General features: G+C 65.4%; 18 protein-coding genes and 1 tRNA gene. 9 read left to right on the top strand and 10 right to left on the bottom strand.

The genetic code is table 11. The annotated features are described in order from the left end of the window. The first annotated feature begins 26 nt into the window (after positions 1-26). Positions 27-662 (top strand): GTP cyclohydrolase I, encoded by a 636-nt coding sequence (gene folE / locus OTER_RS10835; RefSeq protein ID WP_012374961.1) that lies wholly within the window; start codon positions 27-29, stop codon positions 660-662. A 118-nt stretch (positions 663-780) separates the two neighbouring features. Here folE and OTER_RS24080 read toward each other — a convergent pair whose 3' ends face one another. Next, positions 781-4416: a sensor histidine kinase gene (locus OTER_RS24080; protein ID WP_012374960.1), complete on the bottom strand. Its 3636-nt coding sequence runs from the start codon at positions 4414-4416 to the stop codon at positions 781-783. 309 nt (positions 4417-4725) lie between these two features. Between OTER_RS24080 and OTER_RS26180 the strand changes: the two genes are divergently transcribed. Continuing rightward, a complete protein-coding gene (locus OTER_RS26180) occupies positions 4726-5856 on the top strand; it encodes a lactonase family protein (protein ID WP_012374959.1) in 1131 nt (376 codons plus the stop codon). 256 nt (positions 5857-6112) lie between these two features. Here OTER_RS26180 and OTER_RS10820 read toward each other — a convergent pair whose 3' ends face one another. The 3 genes from OTER_RS10820 to OTER_RS24075 all read right to left on the bottom strand — a co-directional run bounded on the left by OTER_RS10820 (position 6113) and on the right by OTER_RS24075 (position 9566). Then, complete coding sequence (locus tag OTER_RS10820) at positions 6113-6976, bottom strand: DUF6599 family protein (protein WP_044891702.1); 864 nt, start codon at positions 6974-6976, stop codon at positions 6113-6115. Positions 6977-7056: 80 nt separating this feature from the next. After that, positions 7057-8013, bottom strand: coding sequence for a DUF362 domain-containing protein (locus OTER_RS10815; RefSeq protein ID WP_012374957.1), 957 nt, complete (start codon positions 8011-8013; stop codon positions 7057-7059). 248 nt (positions 8014-8261) lie between these two features. Further along, a complete protein-coding gene (locus tag OTER_RS24075; protein WP_148218083.1) occupies positions 8262-9566 on the bottom strand; it encodes a hypothetical protein in 1305 nt (434 codons plus the stop codon). A gap of 298 nt (positions 9567-9864) precedes the next feature. On the opposite strand from OTER_RS24075, the gene OTER_RS10805 reads away from it, so the two are divergent. After that, positions 9865-10224 carry a hypothetical protein gene (locus tag OTER_RS10805; protein WP_012374955.1) on the top strand — a complete coding sequence of 120 codons (360 nt, stop codon included), beginning with the start codon at positions 9865-9867 and terminating at the stop codon, positions 10222-10224. A 12-nt stretch (positions 10225-10236) separates the two neighbouring features. Here OTER_RS10805 and OTER_RS10800 read toward each other — a convergent pair whose 3' ends face one another. From OTER_RS10800 to OTER_RS10785, 4 genes are all read right to left on the bottom strand, one after another. Next, complete coding sequence (locus OTER_RS10800; RefSeq protein WP_012374954.1) at positions 10237-10590, bottom strand: cupredoxin domain-containing protein; 354 nt, start codon at positions 10588-10590, stop codon at positions 10237-10239. A gap of 4 nt (positions 10591-10594) precedes the next feature. Beyond that, positions 10595-11116, bottom strand: coding sequence for a DUF4142 domain-containing protein (locus OTER_RS10795; protein WP_044891700.1), 522 nt, complete (start codon positions 11114-11116; stop codon positions 10595-10597). A 91-nt stretch (positions 11117-11207) separates the two neighbouring features. Beyond that, positions 11208-11549: a DUF3574 domain-containing protein gene (locus tag OTER_RS10790; RefSeq protein ID WP_012374952.1), complete on the bottom strand. Its 342-nt coding sequence runs from the start codon at positions 11547-11549 to the stop codon at positions 11208-11210. Positions 11550-11737: 188 nt separating this feature from the next. Then, positions 11738-14011, bottom strand: a complete 2274-nt coding sequence (locus OTER_RS10785; RefSeq protein ID WP_012374951.1) for a TonB-dependent siderophore receptor — start codon at positions 14009-14011, stop codon at positions 11738-11740. A 296-nt stretch (positions 14012-14307) separates the two neighbouring features. Here OTER_RS10785 and OTER_RS24070 point away from each other — a divergent pair, with 296 nt between their 5' ends. After that, positions 14308-15324: an alpha/beta fold hydrolase gene (locus OTER_RS24070; RefSeq protein WP_158305413.1), complete on the top strand. Its 1017-nt coding sequence runs from the start codon at positions 14308-14310 to the stop codon at positions 15322-15324. A 12-nt stretch (positions 15325-15336) separates the two neighbouring features. Here the strand turns inward: OTER_RS24070 and soxR are convergent, their stop codons facing one another. Beyond that, the gene (gene soxR, locus OTER_RS10775) at positions 15337-15789 is read right to left on the bottom strand and encodes a redox-sensitive transcriptional activator SoxR (RefSeq protein ID WP_012374949.1); all 453 of its coding nucleotides are present in this window, start codon (positions 15787-15789) and stop codon (positions 15337-15339) included. A 52-nt stretch (positions 15790-15841) separates the two neighbouring features. Between soxR and OTER_RS10770 the strand changes: the two genes are divergently transcribed. Both OTER_RS10770 and OTER_RS10765 read left to right on the top strand, forming a co-directional pair. Beyond that, positions 15842-16234, top strand: a complete 393-nt coding sequence (locus tag OTER_RS10770; RefSeq protein ID WP_012374948.1) for a hypothetical protein — start codon at positions 15842-15844, stop codon at positions 16232-16234. Positions 16235-16250: 16 nt separating this feature from the next. Further along, positions 16251-16778 (top strand): NADPH-dependent FMN reductase, encoded by a 528-nt coding sequence (locus OTER_RS10765; protein WP_012374947.1) that lies wholly within the window; start codon positions 16251-16253, stop codon positions 16776-16778. A gap of 22 nt (positions 16779-16800) precedes the next feature. Here the strand turns inward: OTER_RS10765 and dut are convergent, their stop codons facing one another. Beyond that, positions 16801-17259: a dUTP diphosphatase gene (dut, locus tag OTER_RS10760; protein ID WP_012374946.1), complete on the bottom strand. Its 459-nt coding sequence runs from the start codon at positions 17257-17259 to the stop codon at positions 16801-16803. Positions 17260-17398: 139 nt separating this feature from the next. Between dut and OTER_RS10755 the strand changes: the two genes are divergently transcribed. From OTER_RS10755 to OTER_RS10745, 3 genes are all read left to right on the top strand, one after another. Continuing rightward, on the top strand, positions 17399-18184 hold the full coding sequence (locus OTER_RS10755; RefSeq protein ID WP_012374945.1) for an SGNH/GDSL hydrolase family protein: 786 nt from the start codon (positions 17399-17401) through the stop codon (positions 18182-18184). 224 nt (positions 18185-18408) lie between these two features. Continuing rightward, positions 18409-18484, top strand: a tRNA-Ala gene (locus tag OTER_RS10750). Positions 18485-19073: 589 nt separating this feature from the next. Further along, a complete protein-coding gene (locus tag OTER_RS10745; protein ID WP_012374944.1) occupies positions 19074-21791 on the top strand; it encodes a glycoside hydrolase family 9 protein in 2718 nt (905 codons plus the stop codon). The last annotated feature ends 131 nt before the right edge of the window (positions 21792-21922 follow it).

Below are 21922 nucleotides of genomic sequence, written 5' to 3'. Positions count from 1 at the left end.
GCCGCAGCTCCACCTCACCTTTTCTCATGGACACAAAATCACCCCGCGACCTCTCGGTCGTCGCGCACGCACCTGATCTAGCCGAGATCGCCCGCCACTACGCCGCAATCATCACGGAGATTGGTGGCGATCTGAGCTCCGCGGGAATGCGCGACACGCCGCTGCGCGCCGCGAAGGCATTGGTGGAGATGACCGAGGGCGCGCGGACCGGCACCGAGCGGTTGCTGACCATGTTCGAGGCCGAGTGCCACCAAGCCGTGTGCAACGACATGGTGATCGTGGAAGGCATTCACGAAGTCGGCCTCTGCGAGCACCACCTGCTGCCGATCATCATGTCCATCACGATCGCCTACATTCCGGACAAGAAGATCATCGGCCTGTCAAAGCTGCCGCGGATCGCCGGTCACTTTGCGCGGCGGTGGCAGAACCAGGAGCGCACGGCGCATCTCATCGCCGAGTTTCTCGAAAACCTGGTGCAGCCGCTCGGCGCGGCCGTGTTCATCGCGGGCAAGCACATGTGCGCGATGGCGCGCGGGGTGCGCGACACGCATTCGGTGATGAAGGTCAACGTGCTGCACGGTGCGTTTCAGCACGATGTGAACCGTCGCAACGAACTCCTGATGCGGCTCTCGCCGGGTTCCGCCGCCGGGTTCGGCTGGTAGATCACCAGCGGCGTTCTTTCGCGCGCCGCTTCGGCTAGCTCCCCGCCCGCTCGACCGGAGCGCCCCGCCAGCAGACCTTGCCGCAGGAGCATAGTCCGCGCACCGACGAAGGCGGGGGCTACGAAATGGACGCCGCCGGTGGGGGGCTCGACTCCTGCCCTGCGGACGCCTGCAGTGGCAACTCGACGGTGAAGGTCGCGCCCTCCCCTGCTCCGCCGCTCTCGGCCGTCAACGAGCCCCCAAGTTCCTTCGCGACCAGGGCGCCGCTGTGCAGCCCGAAGCCGTGGCCGTCCTTCCGCGTGGTATAGCCGTGCGCGAAGATCCGGCTGAGCGATTCGCGCGGAATCCCGATGCCGTTGTCCACCACTGCCACCCGCGCGCGCCCGTCCGCTTGGGTCACACGGAGAATAATCTTCCGGTCCGGGCGGTTGCTTTCCTTGCAGGCATATTTGGCGTTTTGGATCAGGTTCACCAGAATCTGCATCAGCTTGTGCCGGTCGGTCCGCAGCACCGGCTGAGCCTGGTAGTCGCGATCGAGCGTGATCTGATGTCGGGCGAGCTCGAGTTCATACATGCGCAATGCGTCGTCGACGACGTCCGTGAGCGGCATGCTCTCCGCGACTCCCGCCACCTTGGCGTAGCTCTGCTGCATCGCGACCACCTCCTTGATGTGGTCGACATTCTTGCGCAGGTGCTCGAGTTCGCGGGCGATCTCGTCGCGCTCGGCCGTGAGCTGCGAAGAAAGCAACGCGAAGAACTCCGGCAGTTTCCGGCCCTTCGGATCGCTCACCAGGAATTCCGCCAGGTCGCCCGCGTGTGCCTGGAGCATGGCCACCGCCTTTTCGAGGTGGTCGAGCCGCGCGTTGCGCATTTTTTCGCTCACCAGCGAGGCCGACACGTTCACGCTGTTAAGCACGTTGCCGACGTTGTGGAGCACGCTCGTGGCCACCTCGGCCATGCCGGCTTGGCGCGAGGTCACCAGCAGCTGCCGGTGCGCCTCGATCAGCTTTGCCTCCGCCTCTTTTAGCATCGTGATATCTTTCGAGATGCCGAACGTGCCGATAATTTCGCCGGCCTTGTTGCGCAGCGGCATCTTGCTCGTGAGGAGCCAGCGCTTGTTTCCGGCCTGCTCCGACTCCACCTCGACCTGGCCAATCAGCGGCTGGCCCGTGCGGATGATCTCCTGTTCGCCGGCGAGCGCTGCCCGCACGTCGCTGTCGGGCATCAACTCGGCGTCCGACCGGCCGATGAGCGCACCCGAGGAGCTCAACCCAAGCGCTTCCGCGCGCGCCTGGCTCGCCTTGAGGTAGCGCGATTCGGTGTCTTTGAAATAGATCTGGTCGGGCGAACTATCGAGCAGCGTGGTCAGGAGCGCGTGCTCGTGCGCCAACTCCGCGGTGCGCTCGGTGACTTTCGTTTCGAGGAGGTCACGCTCGGCCTGCAGCTTCAGCCGCGCAACCTCCATGTGCCGGACGCGCCAGCGGTGGCCGCCGACCACCGCGGCGAGGCTCACGAGTCCACAGAGCGCATAAAACCATCCGGTCTCATGGAACGGCGGCAGCAGCCGGAAGCTCAGTTCCGCGCCCGTCGTGTTCCAGACGCCGTCGGCGTTGCAGGCCTGCACCTGAAACGTGTAGTTACCCGGCGCGAGCCGGCTGTAGAGCGCGGAGCGCCGCGGGCCCGCGTCCACCCACTCCTCCTCCAGCCCGTGCAGCCGGTAGCGGGCGCGCAACTTGCGGGGCGCGATGTAGCTCAGCGCGGTGAAGGTGAACTCGACCCGATTCTCTCCGGGCTGCAGCACCAGTTTCTCCGTGACGGGACGCTCCTCGCCATTGACCCGCACCTGCTCCAGATGCACCGGCGGCGCGATCGGGTTCCGGAAATATTTCGTCGGATCAATCGTCATCACGCCGAGGGGATTGGGAAACCAGATCCGGCCGTCGTTCGAGCGGCAGCCCGAGAAGCCCTGATCCGTGCGGTCGGTGAACTTCACCGCCTCGAGCCCACCGAACAGCTCGGCCCCGAGTTCGACCGGCTGTCCGTCCGCGATCGCATTGAGTTTTTCGCGCGCAGCCCGAAATACGCCGCGACCCGATGAGATCCAGAAGTTTCCTACCTCGTCCGGCACGATCGCGAAGATCCGTTGATCCGGCAGCCCGTCCGCCAACCGTACGTTCGCTACACGCTCATCCTTGATCCGCGCGAGTCCGGTCGGCAGTCCCGCCCACACCGCGCCGTCGACGTCGACGAAGACAAAGTGCACGCGGTCCGACGACAGCCCCTGCGCCGGGCTCCAGCGTGTCACCAATCCGTCGCGAATCCGCGCCACTCCGCTGTTGGTCCCCGCCCAGATCGTTCCGTCGGCGTTGACATACAGCCGGTTGATCCAGCCGAGATTGGGATCCTGCCCCGGCTGGAATTCGAACGGCTGCAATCCGCCCTCGCGCAGCCGGTAGAGCATCCAGCCCACGCCGACCAACACGCTTTCGTGGTCCTCCGTCATCGCATCCGGCCACAACTCCGTGTGCACGCGGTAGAGCAGCCTGTCGTCGCGGAACACATGGATGTTCCGATCGCCGTCGCCCACGTAGAGGTCGCCGTTCCGCGCTTCAAAAATCGTGCGCTGGTAGGGATTCGGCAGCAACTCGCGATCCGTGATGTTGTGCGCCCGCCGCCCGTCAAAATACGACACCCCGGACGCCATCGCCGCCCACACGCCGCCCGCCCGCGCCGGAGTCACGGCGATGGCACTGCCTTCGAGCAGCCCCTCGGGCTTCGAGAAGATCGGGAACTTCAGGTCCGTCAACTGGCTCAGCCCCTCAGGGGTGCCGACCCAAAGGCTGCCCTCGCGGTCCTCGAATAGGCTGAACACGTTGTCGCTCGCCAGCCCTTCCGCCTTGCCGAGGAAAGTGAATTCGCCATCGGCGTATCGACCGAGCCCCCGGCTCGTCGTGCCGAACCAGACCACGCCCTGCCGATCCACGAGCACAGCGCTCACCGGCATCTCCGTGAGCAGGACCTCGGTTCGCTCGGCCCCCGGCGCGAGTCGGCGCAAGGATCGCGCCGTCGCCAACCAGATTGCCCCGCGCGCATCGCTCGTCAGGGCGACCGTCGAATACCCGCGCAGCGACTCGTCGCGCAGCTCATGCAGGCTTTTGCCATCGTGATAATAGAGTCCGCTGCCTCCGGTCCCCACCCACATGCGCCCCGCAGCGTCTTCGTGCAATGCAAGCACGGTCCCGCTCGGCTGGACGCTCTCCGCATAGAAACTTTCCGCCGGCCGGTCCTTCACCCACCGGTTGAGTCCGTTGACGGTACCGGTCCAGATCGCGCCGTCGCGGCCGACGAGGATCGTGCCCGCCGCGATTCGTGGATCCTGAAAGCGAGCGTCGTCGATGGGACTGAATTTCTGGCCGTCAAAGCGGCCGAACCCGCCGCGGTTGATCGCGAACCAGAGCGCCCCATCTGGCGCAATGGAGAGCTTGGCGACGTCCTGACCGCCGGCGTACGGCAGGGTGATCGGCACCACCTTGAACTCGAGGCCGTCGAACCGCACCAGCCCGTTTTGCGTGCCGAGCCAGATGAAACCGTCGGGCGTCTGCACCACGTCGCCGATCTTGTCGGCCGGCAAGCCGGTTTGCCGCGTCCAGCTCTGCACGTTGAATTGGCGGATCGACTTGGCCGGATCCAGCGCGAACGCCGGCGTGACGGCCGCGAGGAGTGCAGCGACCAGCCCCAGCCACGCCGCGCGCACAGGCCAAGACCGAGGGCCGCGAGGCGCGACCAGGCGCGCGCCAGAGGAAAACCGAAGGTGAGGCTGCAATTTCACCGGGAGCAACGGGGCTGCAATGGGACGAGCGGCCGCATGCGGACACACCCGGGCGGGACGGCCGCGGCGATTCGGCAGCTGAGTGGTGAGCACCTCCAGCCTATCGGCGCACCGGGCCGGGTCTTGAGACGGCAACGTGCCGCCACCGCGCGGACGCCGTCCGCAGCGTTCAGCCATTGGCATCTGGCTCAGGGAAGTGCTCGCGATGCGGAGCCCGGCCGCCCAAGCTTCGGCATGCTCCGTCTCCTCGTTGTCATTGCCTTGCTCGGCGCCGGCGGGCTGCTGCGCGCGCGCGAACACGTTGCGCTGTTGGGAACGTTCACCGACAGGGACAGCCGCGGGATCTACGTCGTGCGGCTCGATGCCGACACCGGCGCACTCTCCACGCCCGAGCTCGCGGCAGAGCTGTCGTACCCCGAGTTCTTCGCGCTGCATCCGAACGGGCGCTTCGTCTACTCGATGGCGCGTGTGCCCGGCGCGGATGGGAAGCCCACCGGGGCGGTCGCCGCGTTTGCGCTCGAACCCGAAACCGGTCGGCTGCAGCTGCTCAACATCGAGTCCACCGGACAACGCTCGCTCTGCCATCTCGCGCTCGATGCCACCCACCGCATGCTCGTCGCCGTCAGCTACGGCGGCGGATATGTCGCCTCGTTTCCGGTGCTGGCTGATGGACGCGTTGGACCAGTCATGACGCTACTGCCGCAGACCGGCCCACTGGGGCCCAACACCGCCCGTCAGGAAAAGCCGCATCCGCACTCGGTGACGCTCTCGCCCGACAATCGCTTCGCCTTCGTGGCGGACCTCGGCGTCGATCGCGTGTTCACCTACCGCCTCTCGCCGGAGGACGGGAGCATCGCACCGCACGAGCCGGCGTTTGCGACCTTCGCGCCCGGCGCGGGTCCGCGACACACGAAGTTTTCCGGGGACGGCACGTTCTTCTACGTGCTCGACGAGCTCGACTGCACCGTCACCTCCTGCCGCTACGATGCGCCGCGCGGTGTCGTTGAGCCCTTCGAACGCGTGTCTACGCTGCCGGCGGATTTTTCGGGCCAGAACACGACCTCCGAAATCCGCGTGCATCCCAACGGTCGTTTCGTCTACGCCGCGAACCGCGGTCACGACAGCCTGGCGGTATTCGAGCGGAATGCCGAAACCGGTTCACTCACGCGCGTCGAGATCGTTCCGTGTGGCGGCAAGACGCCGCGCAACTTTTCGCTCACGCCGGACGGACGCTGGCTGCTCTGCGCGCACATGGATTCGAACACGCTCGCCGTCTTTCGTGTCGATGCCGCGACCGGCCGGCTCACCCGCACCGGTCCGACCGTCGCCGTGCCCCGCGTCGTCTGCGTGCAGTTCGTGAACTGAACGCTGTCGGTAAGGGTCTGCCGAAAAATCGAACAGCTCCGGCATTCGACTCCCCTAGCTCGGAAATTTCATGAACAGGAGTGAAGCTCAGTCCGAAATTTCCGTCCGCCTGCGGCGGAGCGACCTTGTCGCGGCGGCCCCGACATCGTCGGCCCGGATGGGCTAGAGCCTTCGCCCGTAGCGGAACGCGTCAGCATTTCGCCTGCCGGCAGCAGCGAAAAGTTCACGCTTCCGCTACCACGGCGAGAGCTCGCAACTATCGACCCGCCTCGATGGCAGTTTCCTGAACGCGCACAAGCAGCCGGCTGCCGTCGCGACCGGCGACAATCCTTCTGCCATCCGCATCACGGCACTCGAAGCCTTCGGGCGTTTGAGCGAACCCTCGATATGCTCCGTCGTTCATCATCGCCTCGCGAACGCCTGCCAGCCGCGCACTCGCCGCTTCATCACGCGGATAGCTGAAGATGAACTCGCGGCGATCCGCATACACACCGCAGGCCGCCTCAATCGCGCCAAACGCATCGCCCGCTCCGAATACATAAACATTCGAGAGCGCGATCGGACCGCGCAGATACTTGCCGTCCTGCAGCCCCGCTTCCGGCAACCACCGCATGATCGCCGGCCGCTCGCCGACGGTGGTGATGCGCGCCGCGATCGTTCGCGCCGCCTCCGTCAACGCTTGCGCTGCGTTCGCGTCCTCTCCCGTAAGCGTCAGCGACGCATAAAAGTCGCCCTGCCAAAACATGAGGTAGTCACGGAACAGCCGGGCCTCCTGCCCGACGTCCACGGGCGTGCCGCGCGGCGACTGCATCATCGAGTAAATGCCATACGCCGCCGAGACGTCAGCCATCTGGTAGAGCTCGATCTGCAGCGACGCCGCACCGCGTTCGTAACGGCGGGACTCCACCCGCTTGAATCCATACTCCTGATAGATCTCGGCCCCACCGTCGATCAGCTCGAAGAGATCCTGTCCGGCCGCGACGCGCGGCGGCTCCGCCAGCGTCCAGCCGGGCAGCTCGATCGCGCTCATCATCAGTTCGGCCACGGCGCGTGGCTCGAGCTTCGCGTCAGCTGCTGCCGGCGCGTCGGCCAGCGAGAGCGTGGCAACCGCGATGAGCACCCACGCCGCCAGACGTCCAACGTGGCTCCGGCCGCGTTGCCTCGCGTCCGTTCGCGTAATTCGCGGGCAGACTCGCACGGTCACACGCTCTCCTTGCGCACAGTCAGTTTGGTCCAGTCGATCTCGCCGATCTCGTGCTGGAACGCCTGCCGGATCATGTCCACACGCGTGGGCCGCAAATTCAGGAACGTGCTCGCGCAATACGCATCCACGGCCACCGGATCGGTGCCGGCGACGACCGCCCGCGCGTGACCGAGTTCGCCCGGGCCGGCCGGGCCGTTCGTGAGCAAAAATTCCGTGGCATCGCAGACGTTCAGGTCCGGCTTGCGCACGAGATTCACGTCGGCGATGCACTGCGACAGGAACACGACGTCGCCATATTCGCTGCTAGCGCCGGAGCCGTTGTGAAAAAACCGATTGGTCGATCCGCTGCAGGCGCCCATCATGTTTTTCAGGCAGCCGGTGAAGCCGGTGCCAGCGTGGTGCTTCGCGATCGGCACGTTGATCACGACGTCCGCTTCGAGCAGCGCGCGACTGATCTCCGCCTGCTTCAGCGCGCGCCCCTTCGGGATATTGACCGTGGTCCGGCCGCCCGACGCGGATTGCACGCGGGCGAGCGCCGCCGCGCATTGCTCCGCGTGCCGGCTCCGTCGCCAGTAACCACCCGGCGGATCCACGATCGTGACCATCTCCTTCGCGCCGGCGTCGGCGCACGCCTTCACCACCGCGAGCGAAACTTCAGGTGACGTAAACGACCCCGGCTTGGTCCACCAGCGCGGCGCATTGATCAGCAGCGCCACGCGGTGGCCCGGTTTCACGAAACGCGACATCCCGCCGAGCAGCGCCAGCGCGCGGAGCGTGTTTTCGTAATAATCGTCGCCCTCGATGATCCCAAGATCGGCGGGCGCAGCGATGGCCGGGTCGTTCGCAGCGGCAGCCCCGGCCAACCGCGACCACGGAAAGGTGGCGGCAAACGCCAGCGCGCCGAGCCGCGTGGATTGATGGAGAAACTCCCGACGGGTAACCGGAGCGTTCATGGTGGAACAACGAGGCAGACGGAGGGAACGGATTCGACGGACCCAATAACCACCGGCAGCAAAACAGTTTCCCGGTGCGGGGCCAAGCTGCTTGGCTGGACGGTTCTCCCGCCCGGTCGAGCGGCATCGCCGCCGGATCCTTGGAGCGAGCGGACTCAGGCGCGCGTTCCGACTTTTCCCGTGGAGCCGACGGGGGCGCCAGGGTTCGCTGCCGAAGCGGCGACTCGATCGAACGCCGGCTCGATCGTTCAACGAGCGGTGATCAGTCTCACCGCGATCTTCGACGGCGTCTCCGCCTGCGTGAAACTGATCAGCGCGTGCGGCGGTCCGTCGCCATGCAGCAGAGCCATCCGCGGAAATCCGCCCGAGCGCGCGTCCGATGCCTCCGCGATCGCTACCGCGTCCGAAATCTCTCCGCGCGGAGAAATTTCCCGCAGGTAAATCCCTCCGGCGTGCTCCGGGCCGGCTCCTTCGAGCCACGAAATCCACGCGGCGCCGCCGGGCAGCACGATGGCATCCACACGGCCGACCGGGCGACCGAGATCAATCCGCTGGGCTGCGGTGAAGCCGCCTGTGCCGAGCCGACTGGCCAGAACTCGCCGGGTTGCGCCCGCGGCCGTGAACCACGCCGCGGCCACGTGCTCGCCTGCGCTGCCGATTTGCGGCCCATTGACCGGGCAACCGGTGAGCGCCCACCCGTCGTCATGCACGGGCTGCGGCGCAGCCCACCGGCCGTCGCGAAACCGCGTCCACCGGATATCGCGAATCTCATCGCGGGTTCGCCCGCGATACGCCAGCAAGGCACTGCCATCGGCCGTCGCGCTCAGCGAGAGCTGGCAACAATCGCACACGCGTTCGTCGACCAGCATGTCCGGTCCCGGCTCCTCCAGCACGCGAGCATACAGCGTCTGCCGCTCGTCGCCCGCTACGCGCGCACGCCCGTCGAGCCAAGCCGCGAGCACGCGTCCGTCGGGCAGCGGCTGCAGCGCGACGAACTCGACCGATGCGCTCTCGCGGGTCACGGGTTGCCGATCGCTCCATGTGACGCCGTGATCCGCCGAGGTGCTGAAAACCGCCTGGTAGCTCGCTCCCTCGCCTCCGTGCCCATGACTGCCGACCGACCACACTGCGGTCATCCGAGCCGGTTGAACCGCGAGCACCGGAAAGTCCGCCCAGTTGACGAACCAGCCCGTGCCTTCGGCAATCACGCGCACCGGCCCCCAACTCATGCGCGCCGCATCGAACCGCGCACATTTCAAAACATGCCGATCACCGGCAGTCGGCTCGACCCAGGACAACCAGGTTTCTCCCTCCGCCGAAGTCACGAGCGACGAACCCGTCGCCCCAGGTCCGCACGGCGACGTCATCACCGTGACCTCCGGGGCCCAATCGGACGAAGTCGCTCCGCTCGCGCTGGCCGCGTGCAGTCCAGCCGCCAGCCCGAAGGCGAACGCGGCCCGCGCCAGCCACGTGGCCATCCGGCGGCGCGGCTTCGCCCACGCATCCCGACGAGCGAGCTGTGCGCAAGCCTGACAGTGGTTCGAGTGAAGCATCGGGATTCGCGCGCGACCAGTGATCGGGCCCTGGGGTGCGCCGCGCAGAATCAGCATCGAATTCCCTCGCGCGCAAATCGCGTTCGGACCGTGCACCCCTCGGCTCGCACCCGCCGCGCTCAAATCATTTTCCCCGCTTGCGCCAGGGACCTGATCGGCTGATGGTGGCCGCGGGTTCGAAGCAGGCGCTTCGGAGGCAATTGAAACAGTCGGGCCGCTGTTTCGCTCACCGGCTGTGTGGGCATCGGCCACTCGCCTCGGCGATCAGGACCGCTCCCGCGCGGCACTCCTTGCCTCGATGAAGTCATCTACCGAATCGCCCAACCTCGAAACCACCCACTCGCCCGCCCCTGCCACCGACCAATGGCACGGCCATGTCTCCGATGATGTGAGCGCCACGTCCGGCCCGCTCCCCAAGGCGTCGCTCACCGCCACCGACCACGAGCTGGTCATCGTGGGTCCGCGCACCACCTACCGCGTCGAGCGAACCGCGGTGACGCGCATCGGACGTGGCCAGTTGTACCCCTGGCTGTTCGGCGGCCTGCGGATCCGACACAACGTGCCCGGACTCTCGGCAGAGCTGCAGTTCAAACCGCTGGGATGCCCTGCGCGCGAAGTGCTGCAGCGACTTCGCACGTTGGGCTATCCGGTCCAGTGAGGCCGTCCAGCTTTACTCCCCCACGATGATTGTACCGGTCATCGTGGGATGTAGCAGGCAGGCGTAGCGCACCGTGCCGCGCTCGGTCAGGGTGACACTCCAGTTCGCCTCCTTCTGGATTACTCCGGAATCGAAACCGCCCGGCCCTTTCGCCGTGGCGGTGTGAGGTACGAGGTCGCGATTTTCGAAGATAACGCGATCGCCGGGCCGGATCTTCACCGACGCCGGCGAAAACACCATCCCCTCAATCTTCACCCGGTGCTCGGTCGCCGCCGGAGCGTCGTCCGCCGCAGGAGTGGCGGCAGCAAGTCCGGACAGCAGTCCGAGCGCGATCGCCACGAACGCGAGGAGACGGCGCAGAGGCACCGCCTTAGCGCAAGCTGGCCTGAAGATGCTTCGCATGTTCCAGGTGAGCGACAAAGGCCGGGCGCACTTTCACCAGCAAGGCCTTGAGCTCAGCGTTCTGCGCGTTCGGGATGAGCACCGTGTCGATCGCTGAAAGCACCTGCTCGTGGTAGGTGACCTCGTGGTCGACGTAGGCCCGATCGAATTCTTTCCCGCGCAGCTTGCGCAGCGCCGCGAGATTCTCGTCGCCGCCGGCCGTGAGCGCGCGACTCGTGTCGTTCGCCTCGGGGGTGACCTTCAATTTGGTCACGAGCCCGACCGCGCTCTGGTTCACCGCCGTGTGATCGGTGACCATCGTATTCGCGAAACCTTTCACTTCGGAGCTGGAGGCCTTGTCGGCGGCGAGTTTGCCGGCGTCGACGTCAACTTGGTTGGCCGCCACCACGATGGCGGCGATTTGCGCGTCGGTGACGGCAGTGGCCGCGTGAGCGGCGACGGTGAGCGCGAGCAGGCTGCAACCGGCCGCGAGAGATCGGAGCAATGTCATGGATTTCATAGGTTACCCCATTGGATGCCGGCGGGGACCAAAGGTTACAGGCGCGCGGAACCGGCGCACCCAGACTAGTCCGCATAGCACGCTAGGGGCGCGCCGATGAGCTGACGACGAGCGGCACGCCCCGGCCGTGCGCGATGAGCAACAGTTCTTTCTGGTGCAGCGCTGCGCCGAGCCGACGTGCCCAACGGCGAACCGCGGGAAGCCGCGCCCCGCAAATGAGCACCTGGCGTGATTCCTCGCGAACGAACTTGTGTTGCGCCGGGTCGAACCAGCCACCGCTCGCGCGCAAGATCGTATAACCGTCGGGAAAATGTTCCGTGGTGATTTGCTGGATCAAGCGGTCGTCGCCGCGCGAAAACGTCCGGCGCCCGCTGCGCACACGGCTCGCGCCAATCAACAGGGACCAGCAATGCGACGAGGGCATGCCTCACAGTCGCGCGACCGTCGTGTCGGTTCCCTGGTGTGGGCGGCTCCCGCGCGGTCGCGGCGGGCTGCACCTCGCTCTCGGTCCGCCGGGCCAAGCCGCTCGGCGACGTAGCGCCCGTCTCTGACCGGCCGCGTACGGCGCGGAGGCCGTCCGCACGTGGAACGACGCGTTGAGCGCGGTCGGTTCTAGAACTTGTAGTGCCCGCTCAGCCGGAAGTTCACCGGCGTGCCGGTGTAGACCATGGACCGATTGATACTCGCCATCATGTAGTCCTCATCGAACACATTATCGACGTTCAGCTGGACACCCCAGTTCTGCTTCGATTCGTAGGCGAGGATTAGATTCACCAGCGTGCGTGCCCCGAGGTAGAACGAGGGCTGGTTGGGAATCACGTTGGTCGGCGTGCTCGCCGGCGTGAGTCCGGACGGCGCATCGCCCGGCCGATTACCAATGTAGTCAATCCCGACCGCCACGCGAAAGCCGTCGAGCGCGGGCGTGTCGCGGTCGAACGAGTAGCTCACGAGCACTGCGCCGGATTTCTCGGCCACGCCGCGAAACTCGACCCCGTTCGGATCGCGGTTCTTGAAGTTCGTGTAGTTCGCAATGATCGAGATGTTCTTCGTCGGATTCGCGCGGAGTTCATACTCCCAGCCCTTCGCCTTCCGGTCGGAGAACAGGGCTGGCAGCAGCGGATTCGGCGGCGGCGTGGTCAGGTTGGCGGGGTTCGGCACCGAGAAGTTGTCCTGCTTGATGTCGAAGTGCGAGATCGTGAAGTAGAGCTTGTTGTCCAGAAGCTTCGTGCGGACGCCGAACTCGTTCTGCTTCGAACTCGTCAGCGGCGGCACGCTGTTGGTGGTGCTGTTGATCGTCGGCCCGTTCGAGGTCGATTGCTCCGAGTACGAGTAGTAGAGTGAGAACACGTCCTTGTAGGGCTTGATCACGACGCCGTAGGACGGGAGATTGGCTTCCGGCGCGACGCCATGGAAGAAACCCGTCACCAGTCCCCGTGCGCGCTGGCGGTAATAGTTCTTCGAAATCGCGCCGTTCAGGATGAGCCGGTTGTCGAGCAGCGACAGCGATTCGGAGAGATAGCCCTGCAGGAAGCGGCTGCTGGTGCGGTTGTCGAAGTTCAGCGTGCCGCGCGTCCAGTGCACCGGCGTGTAGTGGTCGATGTCGAAGTTCGGCGCGGAAATGTTGTAGGCGGTGCTGCCGTAGTCGATGGACTCAGTAAACGCGAAGCCGAGCAGCGTCGTCGAGGTGAGCATGTCGTTCCGCGCGAGGTAGGCATAGTCGTTCTGCAGAAACAGCTGCCGCGGATCCGCGCGTGGATCGGTGCCGGAGCGCACGAAGATCCGCGTCGGCCCGCTCGCGATGGGCGAGCCGGTGAACGGCGGCGTGGAGAGATACTGCATGCCGGGCACGTAATTGCCCGTGAGCGGATCGCGGTTGCCGCCCGTGCCGCCGGTGCTGTTGCCGGTGTTCAGCTGCGGCGCGTATTGCGAGGTCTTGTGATACAGCGCGGCGAACCGCATCTGGATTCCCCGCCAGAGTTCGGCCGTGAACAACAGCTTGAAGTCATGCTGCTTGTCCGTGCGGTAAATGTCGTCCGCATAGACGCTCAAATCCTTCGGCACACCGGCGAGGATATGCGCCTTCGTTTTCGTCCCCGACGATGGATCGACCGGCAGTCCGAGGTAGAGCGAGGACTTCCAGTCGGTGTAGATGTATTGGACGGTGAGCTGCGCGGTATCCGAAATTTTGTAGGTTAGACCCGGCATGAACGTGAACGACCGGATCGATGAATCGCGCCACCAATTGTCCCAATCGCGCACGGAGAGAATGCCGCGCACGGCGATCTTGTCGTTGACCTGCCGGTTGACATCGAGGAACGCGGAGTTCGCGTCGAATTCGCCGACCTGCGCGTTCACCATTCCGAAATTTCGAAACTGCGGTTTTTTCGTGGCGTTGTTCACCGTACCGCCGGGCGACGTCGGCTGCGGCGCCAGGATCGCGTTCGGGCCCTTCACCACCTCGATGCGATCGACGATTGCCGGATCGAGGCTCATGAACCCGCCGTAGGTGAAACCGTCCACCGTGCGCCCATCCGCCTGGAAACCGCGGACGTTGGTCCGGTCCTGCGCGTTCGGCAGCGTCGATTCGCTGATGCCCGCGATGTATTTGGTCGCGTCGAGGATGCGCCCGGCGCCGACGTCCGTGAGCATCTCGCTCGTGATGACGGAGACGTTCTGCGATGAGTCCATGATCGCGACGCGGACGCGGCCGGCCGAGGTGGATTCGAGCGAGGTGTAGCGTCCGACGGAGGAGCCGCCGCTGACGAGGAAGGGCGATAGCTTCACGACCTCATTGTCCGTGTCGGCGGTCGGCGCGGATTGCGCCATCAGGGGAGCGGCCGTGGCAAGCAATGCCAGCGCCGCGAGGTGCTTGGTGACAGTATTCATGCAGGGAAACGGGTGTGTTCGCGCGGAGGCGCAGCCGCCGGTTTTTTCGAAAGGCTCGGGGGAGCCGGCCGGCGGTGGCGCGGTAGGTGATGGTTGGGTGGGGACGACTCGCCTCCTCCACCGCCGCGAAACCCGCGCCGGCAGAAAAGGCGTTCGTTGGTTGGGACGGATGACTTCGCCAAATGGGCTACGCCATCGCCGAATTCCATGACACGATCGTTTCGGCACGATAGAAACGGCGCTTCCAGAACTGCAGCCTTGTCCCCGCCCGTACTCCGAAGTACATGCCTTCAGCCATGCGCCGCAACCCACCGCATTGGTGCGCGTGCCATTATCCGATGATCCCGCAACGGCTCCTTGTGTTCGCGCTGTGCACGCTTCCGATCGCCGCGGTGGGTTGGGCAAGCTCCGCACCACTCAACGCGCTGGCGTCCCTGCGCTTCATCGAGGTCGAGCCGGCGGTGAAACTCGAAGTCGTCGACTGGGGCGGCAACGGTCCGCCGCTGATTTTCCTGCACGGCTGGGGCTGCGATGCACACGTCTTCGATTCGTTCGCGCCGAGGTTCACGTCGCGCTGTCACGTGTATGGCATCACTCGGCGCGGAGCGGGCAAGTCGAGCGCCCCTGCGTCCGGCTACGGCGACGAGCGCTTCGGCCGCGACATTCTCACGATCATTGATGCACTGCATCTCTCCGCGCCGGTCTTGGTGGGGCACTCGATGGCAGGCGCAGAGATGAGTTGGCTGAACACGCATCATCGCGAGAAATTCGCCGGCTTCATCTATCTCGATGCGGCGGGTCCTAGCGCCTTCTATAGCGAGCTGACTGGCGACACCGGCCACGTACCCTTCCTGGTCGGAGATATGCGACGCCAGCTCGACCGGTTGATTCCTGGCTCTAGCGAGTTGCATCCCAAGCAGGCCGCGCACGAAATCATCGCCGCCCTGCCTCGCCTGCAAACCGCGCTCACCGACTGGCTGGAGAGCATGAAGGATTTTCCGGAGCCCACGGCGGAACAGCTTCGCTCCGCCCCACCCTATCTGCGCGAACTCAGCCTGAGCCTGCAAAAATACACCACGCTGCGCGGCCCGATTCTCGCAATCTTCGCGGTGCCGGCGGAAACCGCCCGCCCGCCCAACCAACCAACCAATGTCGAACCTGTGCCCGGCTCGCTAAGTCAGTGGGACGCGTTCGCGCGCGGTGTGCCCTCCGCGCGTGTCGTGCTCATTCCCGGCGCATCTCATTTCGTTTTTCAGTCCCACGCAACCGACGTGCTGCATGCAATGAACGCGTTCCTTGATGGGCTGAACTGACAGCGGCTTGGCTCAGCCCGGTTCGAGCAACTGCGGGCCGGGGCCGCGCTCACCAAGTTCGTCGAGCGGATTGCGCAGCGGACACTGTTTCATCGAGAGGCAGCCGCAACCGATGCATCCGGTCAGCTGATCGCGCAGCTGCGTAAGCTTCGCGATGCGCTGCTCGAGATCGGCGCGCCAGCGCGCGGAAAGCTTGCGCCAGTCCTGATCGGTCGGCGTCCGACCTTTGGGCAACGCATCGAGCGCGGCCTTGATTGACGCCAGCGGCAGCCCGAGCCGCTGCGCCACTTTCACGATGGCGACGCGCCGCAGTGCCTCGCGCGGATAACGACGCTGGTTCGCGGAGTTTCGCCAGCTCGTGATCAGCCCTTTCGCCTCGTAGAAATGAATCGCGGACACCGCGACGCCGCTGCGCGTCGCCAGTTCACCGGCGCTCAGCTCATGATGGAGTTCCGGAGTGTTCATGCAGCCCTTGACCTCAAGTTAAGTTGAGGCGCTACCGTGCGGCGTTCCTTCCATGAAGCAAATATCACCTTCCCCCACCTCCACTCACGAGTATCTGGTCGAAATGACCTTCAGCCCGTTCGCCACGCTGCCGTCGCCGGCCGAGCTGGTCGCGTTCACCGAACGCTTTGCGCTGCCGACGCTCGAGGCGCTGCAGCAGCTGCGGGACGCGGGCCGGATCGCCGCAGGTGGTTCCGCTCTGGCCGCGGGCGGTTTCATCTTCGTCGCCCGCGCGGACTCACCTGACCAGCTGGAACAGATGGTCGCCGGGCTGCCCTCGTGGCCGCGTGCCCAGACCCGCGTGGTGCCGCTGGGCTCGTTCGCCAGCCGCGCCGCCACCGTCCGCCAGCGACTCGCCCAAGCCCGCGCTCGCGCTGCCGACGCGGGGGCGACCACGACCGACTGATCTTTTCGTTCGACCGATGAACATCATCCTCTCCAGCAGCCTGAGCGCCCAGAGCAACAGCCGCATCCTGGCGTGCGACGCCGCACGCGTCCTCGAACAGGACGGCGCGCCCGTGACTCTGCTCGATCTGCGGGACTATCCGCTCCCACTGTGTGACGCCGGTCCAGCGTATGATCACGCCAACGTCACCGCGCTCAGCGATCTTCTGCACGACGCGACGGCGATCATCGTGGCAAGCCCCATCTACAACTTCGATGGTTCGGCCGCGCTGAAGAACGTGATCGAGCTGACCGGCAATCGCGCCTGGGAGAACAAGGTGGTCGGCTTCCTCTGTGCCGCCGCTGACCGCGCCAGCTACATGTCCATCATGTCGCTGGCGAACAGCCTCATGCTGGACTTCCGCAGCCTCATCGTGCCGCGGTTCGTGTATGCAACCGCCAATGCGTTCGCCGGTGATGCGATCGTCGATCCGGAAATCAGCCGCCGCGTCGCGGAGCTGGCCCGTGCCACGGCAAAGCTCGGCGCGTTGCTGAAGGCGGCGTGAAGGACCGCCGTCGCCAGCGTGATCAGCGGCCCGTGCTGCCGAAGCCGCCGGCGCCGCGTTTCGTGTCGGGAAGTTCGTTCACCTCGACTGCATCCCACATCAGCACCGGGCAGATCGCCATCTGCGCAATCCGGTCGCCCGCCGCGAAGGTGAAATCGCTCGCGCCCGTGTTGAAAAGGATCACGGCCACCTCGCCGCGATAATCGGCGTCGACCGTGCCGGGCGAGTTCAACACGAACACACCGGATTTCGCGGCGTGGCCGCTGCGCGAGCGCACCTGGATCTCGTAGCCTGGCGGCACGGCCATCGCCCAGCCGGTCTTCACGAACGCGCGTTCGCCGGGCTTCACCACGCCGGCCTCGACCGCGCACAGATCGAAACAGCTCGCGTGTTCGGACGCGCGCACGGGCAGCTTGGCTTCGGGCCGCAGCCGGCGGAGTTGCAGTTGCGCATGCGCGTGGTCAGGTGAAGGAGTGGCCATGAGGCCAGCGCAGTAAAAACTCGGGCCGACCGCAACCCTGTCGCGCGTGATTGTCTCCGGCCAATCAAGCCGCGGGCTCCGCCGGCGCGAGGCACAATGACTAAACCCGCCCGATGACCGGCCGAATTAGGCGGAACGCATGAAAACAAAAACGTTGCTTCGCACTTTGGCGTTGGCGGGGTTGATGATCGCGGGCGGTCAGCTGACGGCAATGGGGGCCGCGGAAGCGGCAGCGGCGACCGCGGACGCGGCGGATCCGTTCTGGCCCGCCGATGGAATCTTCCCGGTGCCGGGCAAGACCTCGTCGTGGGTTGGGTTCCGGGCCAAGAACGTGGAACGACGCACGCTCTTCGCCCAGCGGAAGCCGCGGGACCTGAATGGCATCGTCTTCGTCGGCGATTCGATTTTTGAAGGCTGGCACACCTTTGCGGAGGACTGCGCGGGCACCGGCGTGAAACTGGTGAACCGCGGCATCGGCGGCGATACCCTGCCGAATCTGATCTACCGGTTGGAGGACGACGTGCTGTCGCTAAATCCCCGCGGGCTCGTGATCCTGATTGGCACCAACGATCTCAGCGAGCACCTGGCCCCCGAACTGATCGCGGGCAATTTCCAGGAACTCCACCGCCGGATTCGCGCGCGTTATCCGGAGCTTCCGATCGCGTGGTGCTACGTGATGCCGCGCCGAGGCGAGGACAACTATCCGGAGCTCGTGCGTGAGCTCAACCGGCGGATGAGCGCGATGGTGGCGTCCGATCCGCGGAGCACCGTCTGCGACACCTTCACGCCGCTCGCGTTGCCTGACGGTTCATCGAAACCCGAGTGTTTTCTCTCGGATCGGCTGCACCCCAACGCTGCCGGGTTTGCGGCGCTTAAAGAGGCGATCTATCCCGTGCTGGTCGGCTGGAATCTGGCCCAGCCATAGCGCAGCCGCCGCGGGACTACGGTGGCATGCGCACCCGCGACGGGAGCTCAGCAATGGGTTCGAACGGGAGAGATCGCAGCAAAGGAGCGCTTCGCGACCGCAATGGAAGCGCTTTAGGCAACTCAGGCGCGCAGGTCATCGAGCGCACCACAGAGACGCTGAAAAAGCCCCAAAAAAGGTGTTTACTCAGGGGCAGCGATTCCCCAAAACCTCCCCTCCCACGTGGGGCAGTAGCTCAGTTGATAGAGCGCGTCGTTCGCAACGACGAGGTCGTCGGTTTGATCCCGATCTGCTCCACCATCCTTCGCTCAACCGCAAGCGGTTGAGGCTACGGATGGCAGGCCATCTTGAAACATGCGGGACGGCTCCCGATGGCGGAGGCGAAGGATGCCCTCCATAGGCTGGGCGGAGGAGGGCTAATCGTGCGACAACCGGTACCATGCACTAGGCGCACATTCTATCGGTGCATACGCCGACTGAGAAATACGTCCGCCGCACGGACCATCCGAAGGCCCGAGTCAGGGAGCACAATGCTGGTAGGTCGCCGCCCATAGCCAACCATCGCCATGGAATCTGGCTGCTACCAGGCTTTCGCGGATGCACGGCGCGCGATTGCCTTCGAGCAGTACCTGAAGACCGGTTCGGGTCACGAATTTCGGCGACGGCATTTCGGCATCTAGCACCCCAGCGGAGCGTTCGCAGAAACAGTCCAGCACCTCCCTTTGGCTCGTGCTAAACGAACGGGTGTGCCTCCGAGACTTGGCGGAGCTCACAAGAACTTCCCCGCCGCCGGCGCCGCTGCACCACCGCAATACTGTGAGAGCAAAACACTGCCCGAAGGGGCGCAACTCCGGTTGAGTTGAAACGTCCGAGCCGTTTCATGCGATCCATGTTTACCCCCACCCGAGTGTGTTTCCTCCTGGTCCTCGTTTCCCTGATCTCCGGCGTGAGCTGGGCCGGCGCCGGGCTCGCCGTGAAGGTGACGGACAAGAACATCCTCGATGCGCAGGGGTTCAGCGTCTTCCTCTACGACAGCACCTACCATCCGGTCTTCGTCGACCAGAAGAACACCGCGATGGAGATGATTCTCCACGGCCGGCGCATCGCCACCAACGGCGACGTGCGTCTGATGCCGACGCCCGAGCAGTGGGATCTGGTGGCCACCCTGAAGGGCCGCCAGGCCGACAAGGCCGACAACAAGCTCACCGCCCAGCTCGCTTTCCCGACCTTCGATCTCAGCTACACGCTCGAGGTCGCAGCCGAACCCGGTGGTGTGAGGGTCAGCATCAACCTCGACCAACCACTGCCGGAGCAGCTCGCCGGGCGCGCGGGGTTCAACCTGGAGTTCCTCCCCGCGATTTACATGGGCAAGGCTTACCTCGCGGACGGAAGCCGCGCGGGCATCTTCCCGCGCACGCCCGGGGATCCGATGATCAAGGTACTGCCGTTGGCGGATGAACCGAAGAAGGCGTATTACCTCGAGGACTGGGACAAGGCCAAGGGCTACACGCAGCCGCTGCCGTTCGCCACCGGCAGGACGATCACGCTCGGGATCGACGATCCGCTGGCGCGGGTGAGTGTCACCTCGGATACGGCGGACCTCATGTTGTTCGATGGACGCGCCCGCGCCCAGAACGGCTGGTTCGTGCTGCGCTCGCTGATTCCGACCGGCAAGACCACCGGCGCGATCGTGTGGCACATCAAGCCCGACGTGATCCCGAACTGGACGCGTTCGCCGATGATTGCGCACAGCCAGGTCGGTTACGCGCCAGGTTTTTCGAAGGTGGCAGTGCTCGAACTCGACCCGAATTATCGCGGACCAAAAACAGCCAAGGTGCTCCGGCTGATGGCGGACGGAGCTTACAAGCCGGTGTTCGAGGCGCCGATCACGCCTTCGACTCCGTGGCTCCGGTATGTCTACTCGAAATTTGACTTCACCGCGGTGAACGAACCCGGCCTGTATGTGATCGAGTACGCCGACCAGCGAACGGCGACATTCCCCATCTCGAAGGACGCTTACACCAGCATCTGGAAGCTGAGCCTGAGTCACATCGCGATCCAGATGGATCACGTTTCCGTTCGCGAAGGCTACCGCGTGTGGCATGGCGCTTCGCACTTGGATGACGCCCGGCTCGCACCGGTGGTCGGCGAGCAATTCGACGGCTGGAACCAAGCCACGGCCACGGATGGAAAATACCGGGGCGGCGACCACATCCCTGGGATGAACGTCGGCGGCTGGTATGATGCCGGCGACTTCGACCTGGAAGAACCTGCGCAGTTGAACGTGATTCAGAACCTCGCGCTGGCCTCTCGGGAGTTCGATCTCAAATACGACCAGCTCACGGTGAACGAAACCGCGCGCGAGGTGGAGTTGCACCGGCCCGACGGCGTCCCCGACGCGCTGCAGCAGGTCAAACACGGCGCCGTGTACATCCTGGCGCAGTTCCGCGCCTTCGGGCATTCGATCCGCGGCACGCACGAACCGGATCTGCGGCAGTACACGCACCTCGGCGACGGAGCGACGAAGACCGATGGCCGCATCTACGATCCGAATCTCGGCCCGAACGAAGTGAAGGGCGACACCTCCGGCCGACCCGACGATCGCTGGATTTTCTCCACCACGAACCCGTTCTTCCAGTGGCAAGCGATCGCGGCGCTGGCCGCGGCGGCCGATACGCTGAAAGGCTGGGATGATGCCACCGCGCAGGAGTGCCTCGAAACCGCGATCAAGGCCTGGAACGACGAGAAAGCGCACCCGACGCCTTTCCCGGCGGGGTCGCACTTCGGCGGAGATCCGGAAGGAGCTCCCGCCACGGGCGTGCTGGCGGCCTCGCAAGGTACGGTCGCTGGCCCGCAAGCCACTCCACCGCAGCCGGCGAGTGCAGTCACGCCGACCCCTTCGCCCGCGGCGCCCGCAGCGACAACTCCTCCGGCCGGCTCGAGATGGGCTCGGATGCGCGTCGGCATGGACTGGACCGCGGCGCTGGAGTTGACCATCGCCACGAAAGGCGGCGAGCCCTACAAATCCCGACTGAAAGAGTTGCTCCCACAGCTGATCACCCCGGAGCAAATGGAATTCCGAGGTTGGACCGCCGTGCGCGCCCTGCCCTACTTGGACGCGAGCGAGAAAGACCAGCTCCGCGAGGCGGTGAAGACCTACATGGCGGGTCTGGATCAGGAGTTGGCAGCCACGCCGTTTGGCGTTCCTCCGAGCCTGCGCCCGTGGGGCGGATCGGGCGAGGTGGTGGAGATGGCGATCCGGATGTATTTCCTGCACCGGGCCTATCCGGATCTGGTGAGTTCCGAATACACTCTTCGCGCCGTGAACTACATTCTCGGCACGCATCCGGTGAACAGCACGTCGTACGTCGCGGGCGTCGGCACCGTCGCGAAGACGCAGACCTACAGCTTCAACCGGGCTGACCACGCCTACATTCCCGGCGCGGTGGTGCCCGGTTACATCATCATCAAACCGGATTTCCCCGAGTCCCTCGACGACTTCGGGTTTCTCTGGTTCGAACACGAGGCCGTCGTGGCTGGCTCGGCCAGCTGGGTTGTCGCCGGCCATGCCGCCGCCGCGCTCACCACGCAAGCTCAGCCAAAATAGATTCGCGGACCAGGTGTTGGCGGCGAGTCCACGTCCATCGCGCCACGGTAATGTCCGCGGGTAACGCGCATGACCGCACGAGACGCGCCAGCGACCATGACGCTGGAAAACGGCGCGCGCTGCAGCGCCGG

Source organism: Opitutus terrae PB90-1, assembly GCF_000019965.1.
GTDB classification, from domain to species: Bacteria; Verrucomicrobiota; Verrucomicrobiia; order Opitutales; family Opitutaceae; genus Opitutus; species Opitutus terrae.
Note: the sequence above shows the minus strand (reverse complement) of the source record. Positions and strands in the feature narration are given on the sequence as shown.

What these genes read in the sequence shown, in the direction of transcription:
- OTER_RS10805 (WP_012374955.1), top strand. Translation starts at nt 9,865, where the DNA reads ATGAAGTCATCTACCGAATCGCCCAACCTCGAAACCACCCACTCGCCC.
- soxR (WP_012374949.1), bottom strand. Translation starts at nt 15,789, where the DNA reads ATGAACACTCCGGAACTCCATCATGAGCTGAGCGCCGGTGAACTGGCG.
- OTER_RS24070 (WP_158305413.1), top strand. Translation starts at nt 14,308, where the DNA reads ATGCGCCGCAACCCACCGCATTGGTGCGCGTGCCATTATCCGATGATC.
- OTER_RS10765 (WP_012374947.1), top strand. Translation starts at nt 16,251, where the DNA reads ATGAACATCATCCTCTCCAGCAGCCTGAGCGCCCAGAGCAACAGCCGC.
- OTER_RS10770 (WP_012374948.1), top strand. Translation starts at nt 15,842, where the DNA reads ATGAAGCAAATATCACCTTCCCCCACCTCCACTCACGAGTATCTGGTC.
- OTER_RS10790 (WP_012374952.1), bottom strand. Translation starts at nt 11,549, where the DNA reads ATGCCCTCGTCGCATTGCTGGTCCCTGTTGATTGGCGCGAGCCGTGTG.
- OTER_RS26180 (WP_012374959.1), top strand. Translation starts at nt 4,726, where the DNA reads ATGCTCCGTCTCCTCGTTGTCATTGCCTTGCTCGGCGCCGGCGGGCTG.
- OTER_RS10815 (WP_012374957.1), bottom strand. Translation starts at nt 8,013, where the DNA reads ATGAACGCTCCGGTTACCCGTCGGGAGTTTCTCCATCAATCCACGCGG.
- folE (WP_012374961.1), top strand. Translation starts at nt 27, where the DNA reads ATGGACACAAAATCACCCCGCGACCTCTCGGTCGTCGCGCACGCACCT.
- dut (WP_012374946.1), bottom strand. Translation starts at nt 17,259, where the DNA reads ATGGCCACTCCTTCACCTGACCACGCGCATGCGCAACTGCAACTCCGC.
- OTER_RS10785 (WP_012374951.1), bottom strand. Translation starts at nt 14,011, where the DNA reads ATGAATACTGTCACCAAGCACCTCGCGGCGCTGGCATTGCTTGCCACG.
- OTER_RS10795 (WP_044891700.1), bottom strand. Translation starts at nt 11,116, where the DNA reads ATGACATTGCTCCGATCTCTCGCGGCCGGTTGCAGCCTGCTCGCGCTC.
- OTER_RS10745 (WP_012374944.1), top strand. Translation starts at nt 19,074, where the DNA reads ATGTTTACCCCCACCCGAGTGTGTTTCCTCCTGGTCCTCGTTTCCCTG.
- OTER_RS24075 (WP_148218083.1), bottom strand. Translation starts at nt 9,566, where the DNA reads ATGCTTCACTCGAACCACTGTCAGGCTTGCGCACAGCTCGCTCGTCGG.
- OTER_RS10755 (WP_012374945.1), top strand. Translation starts at nt 17,399, where the DNA reads ATGAAAACAAAAACGTTGCTTCGCACTTTGGCGTTGGCGGGGTTGATG.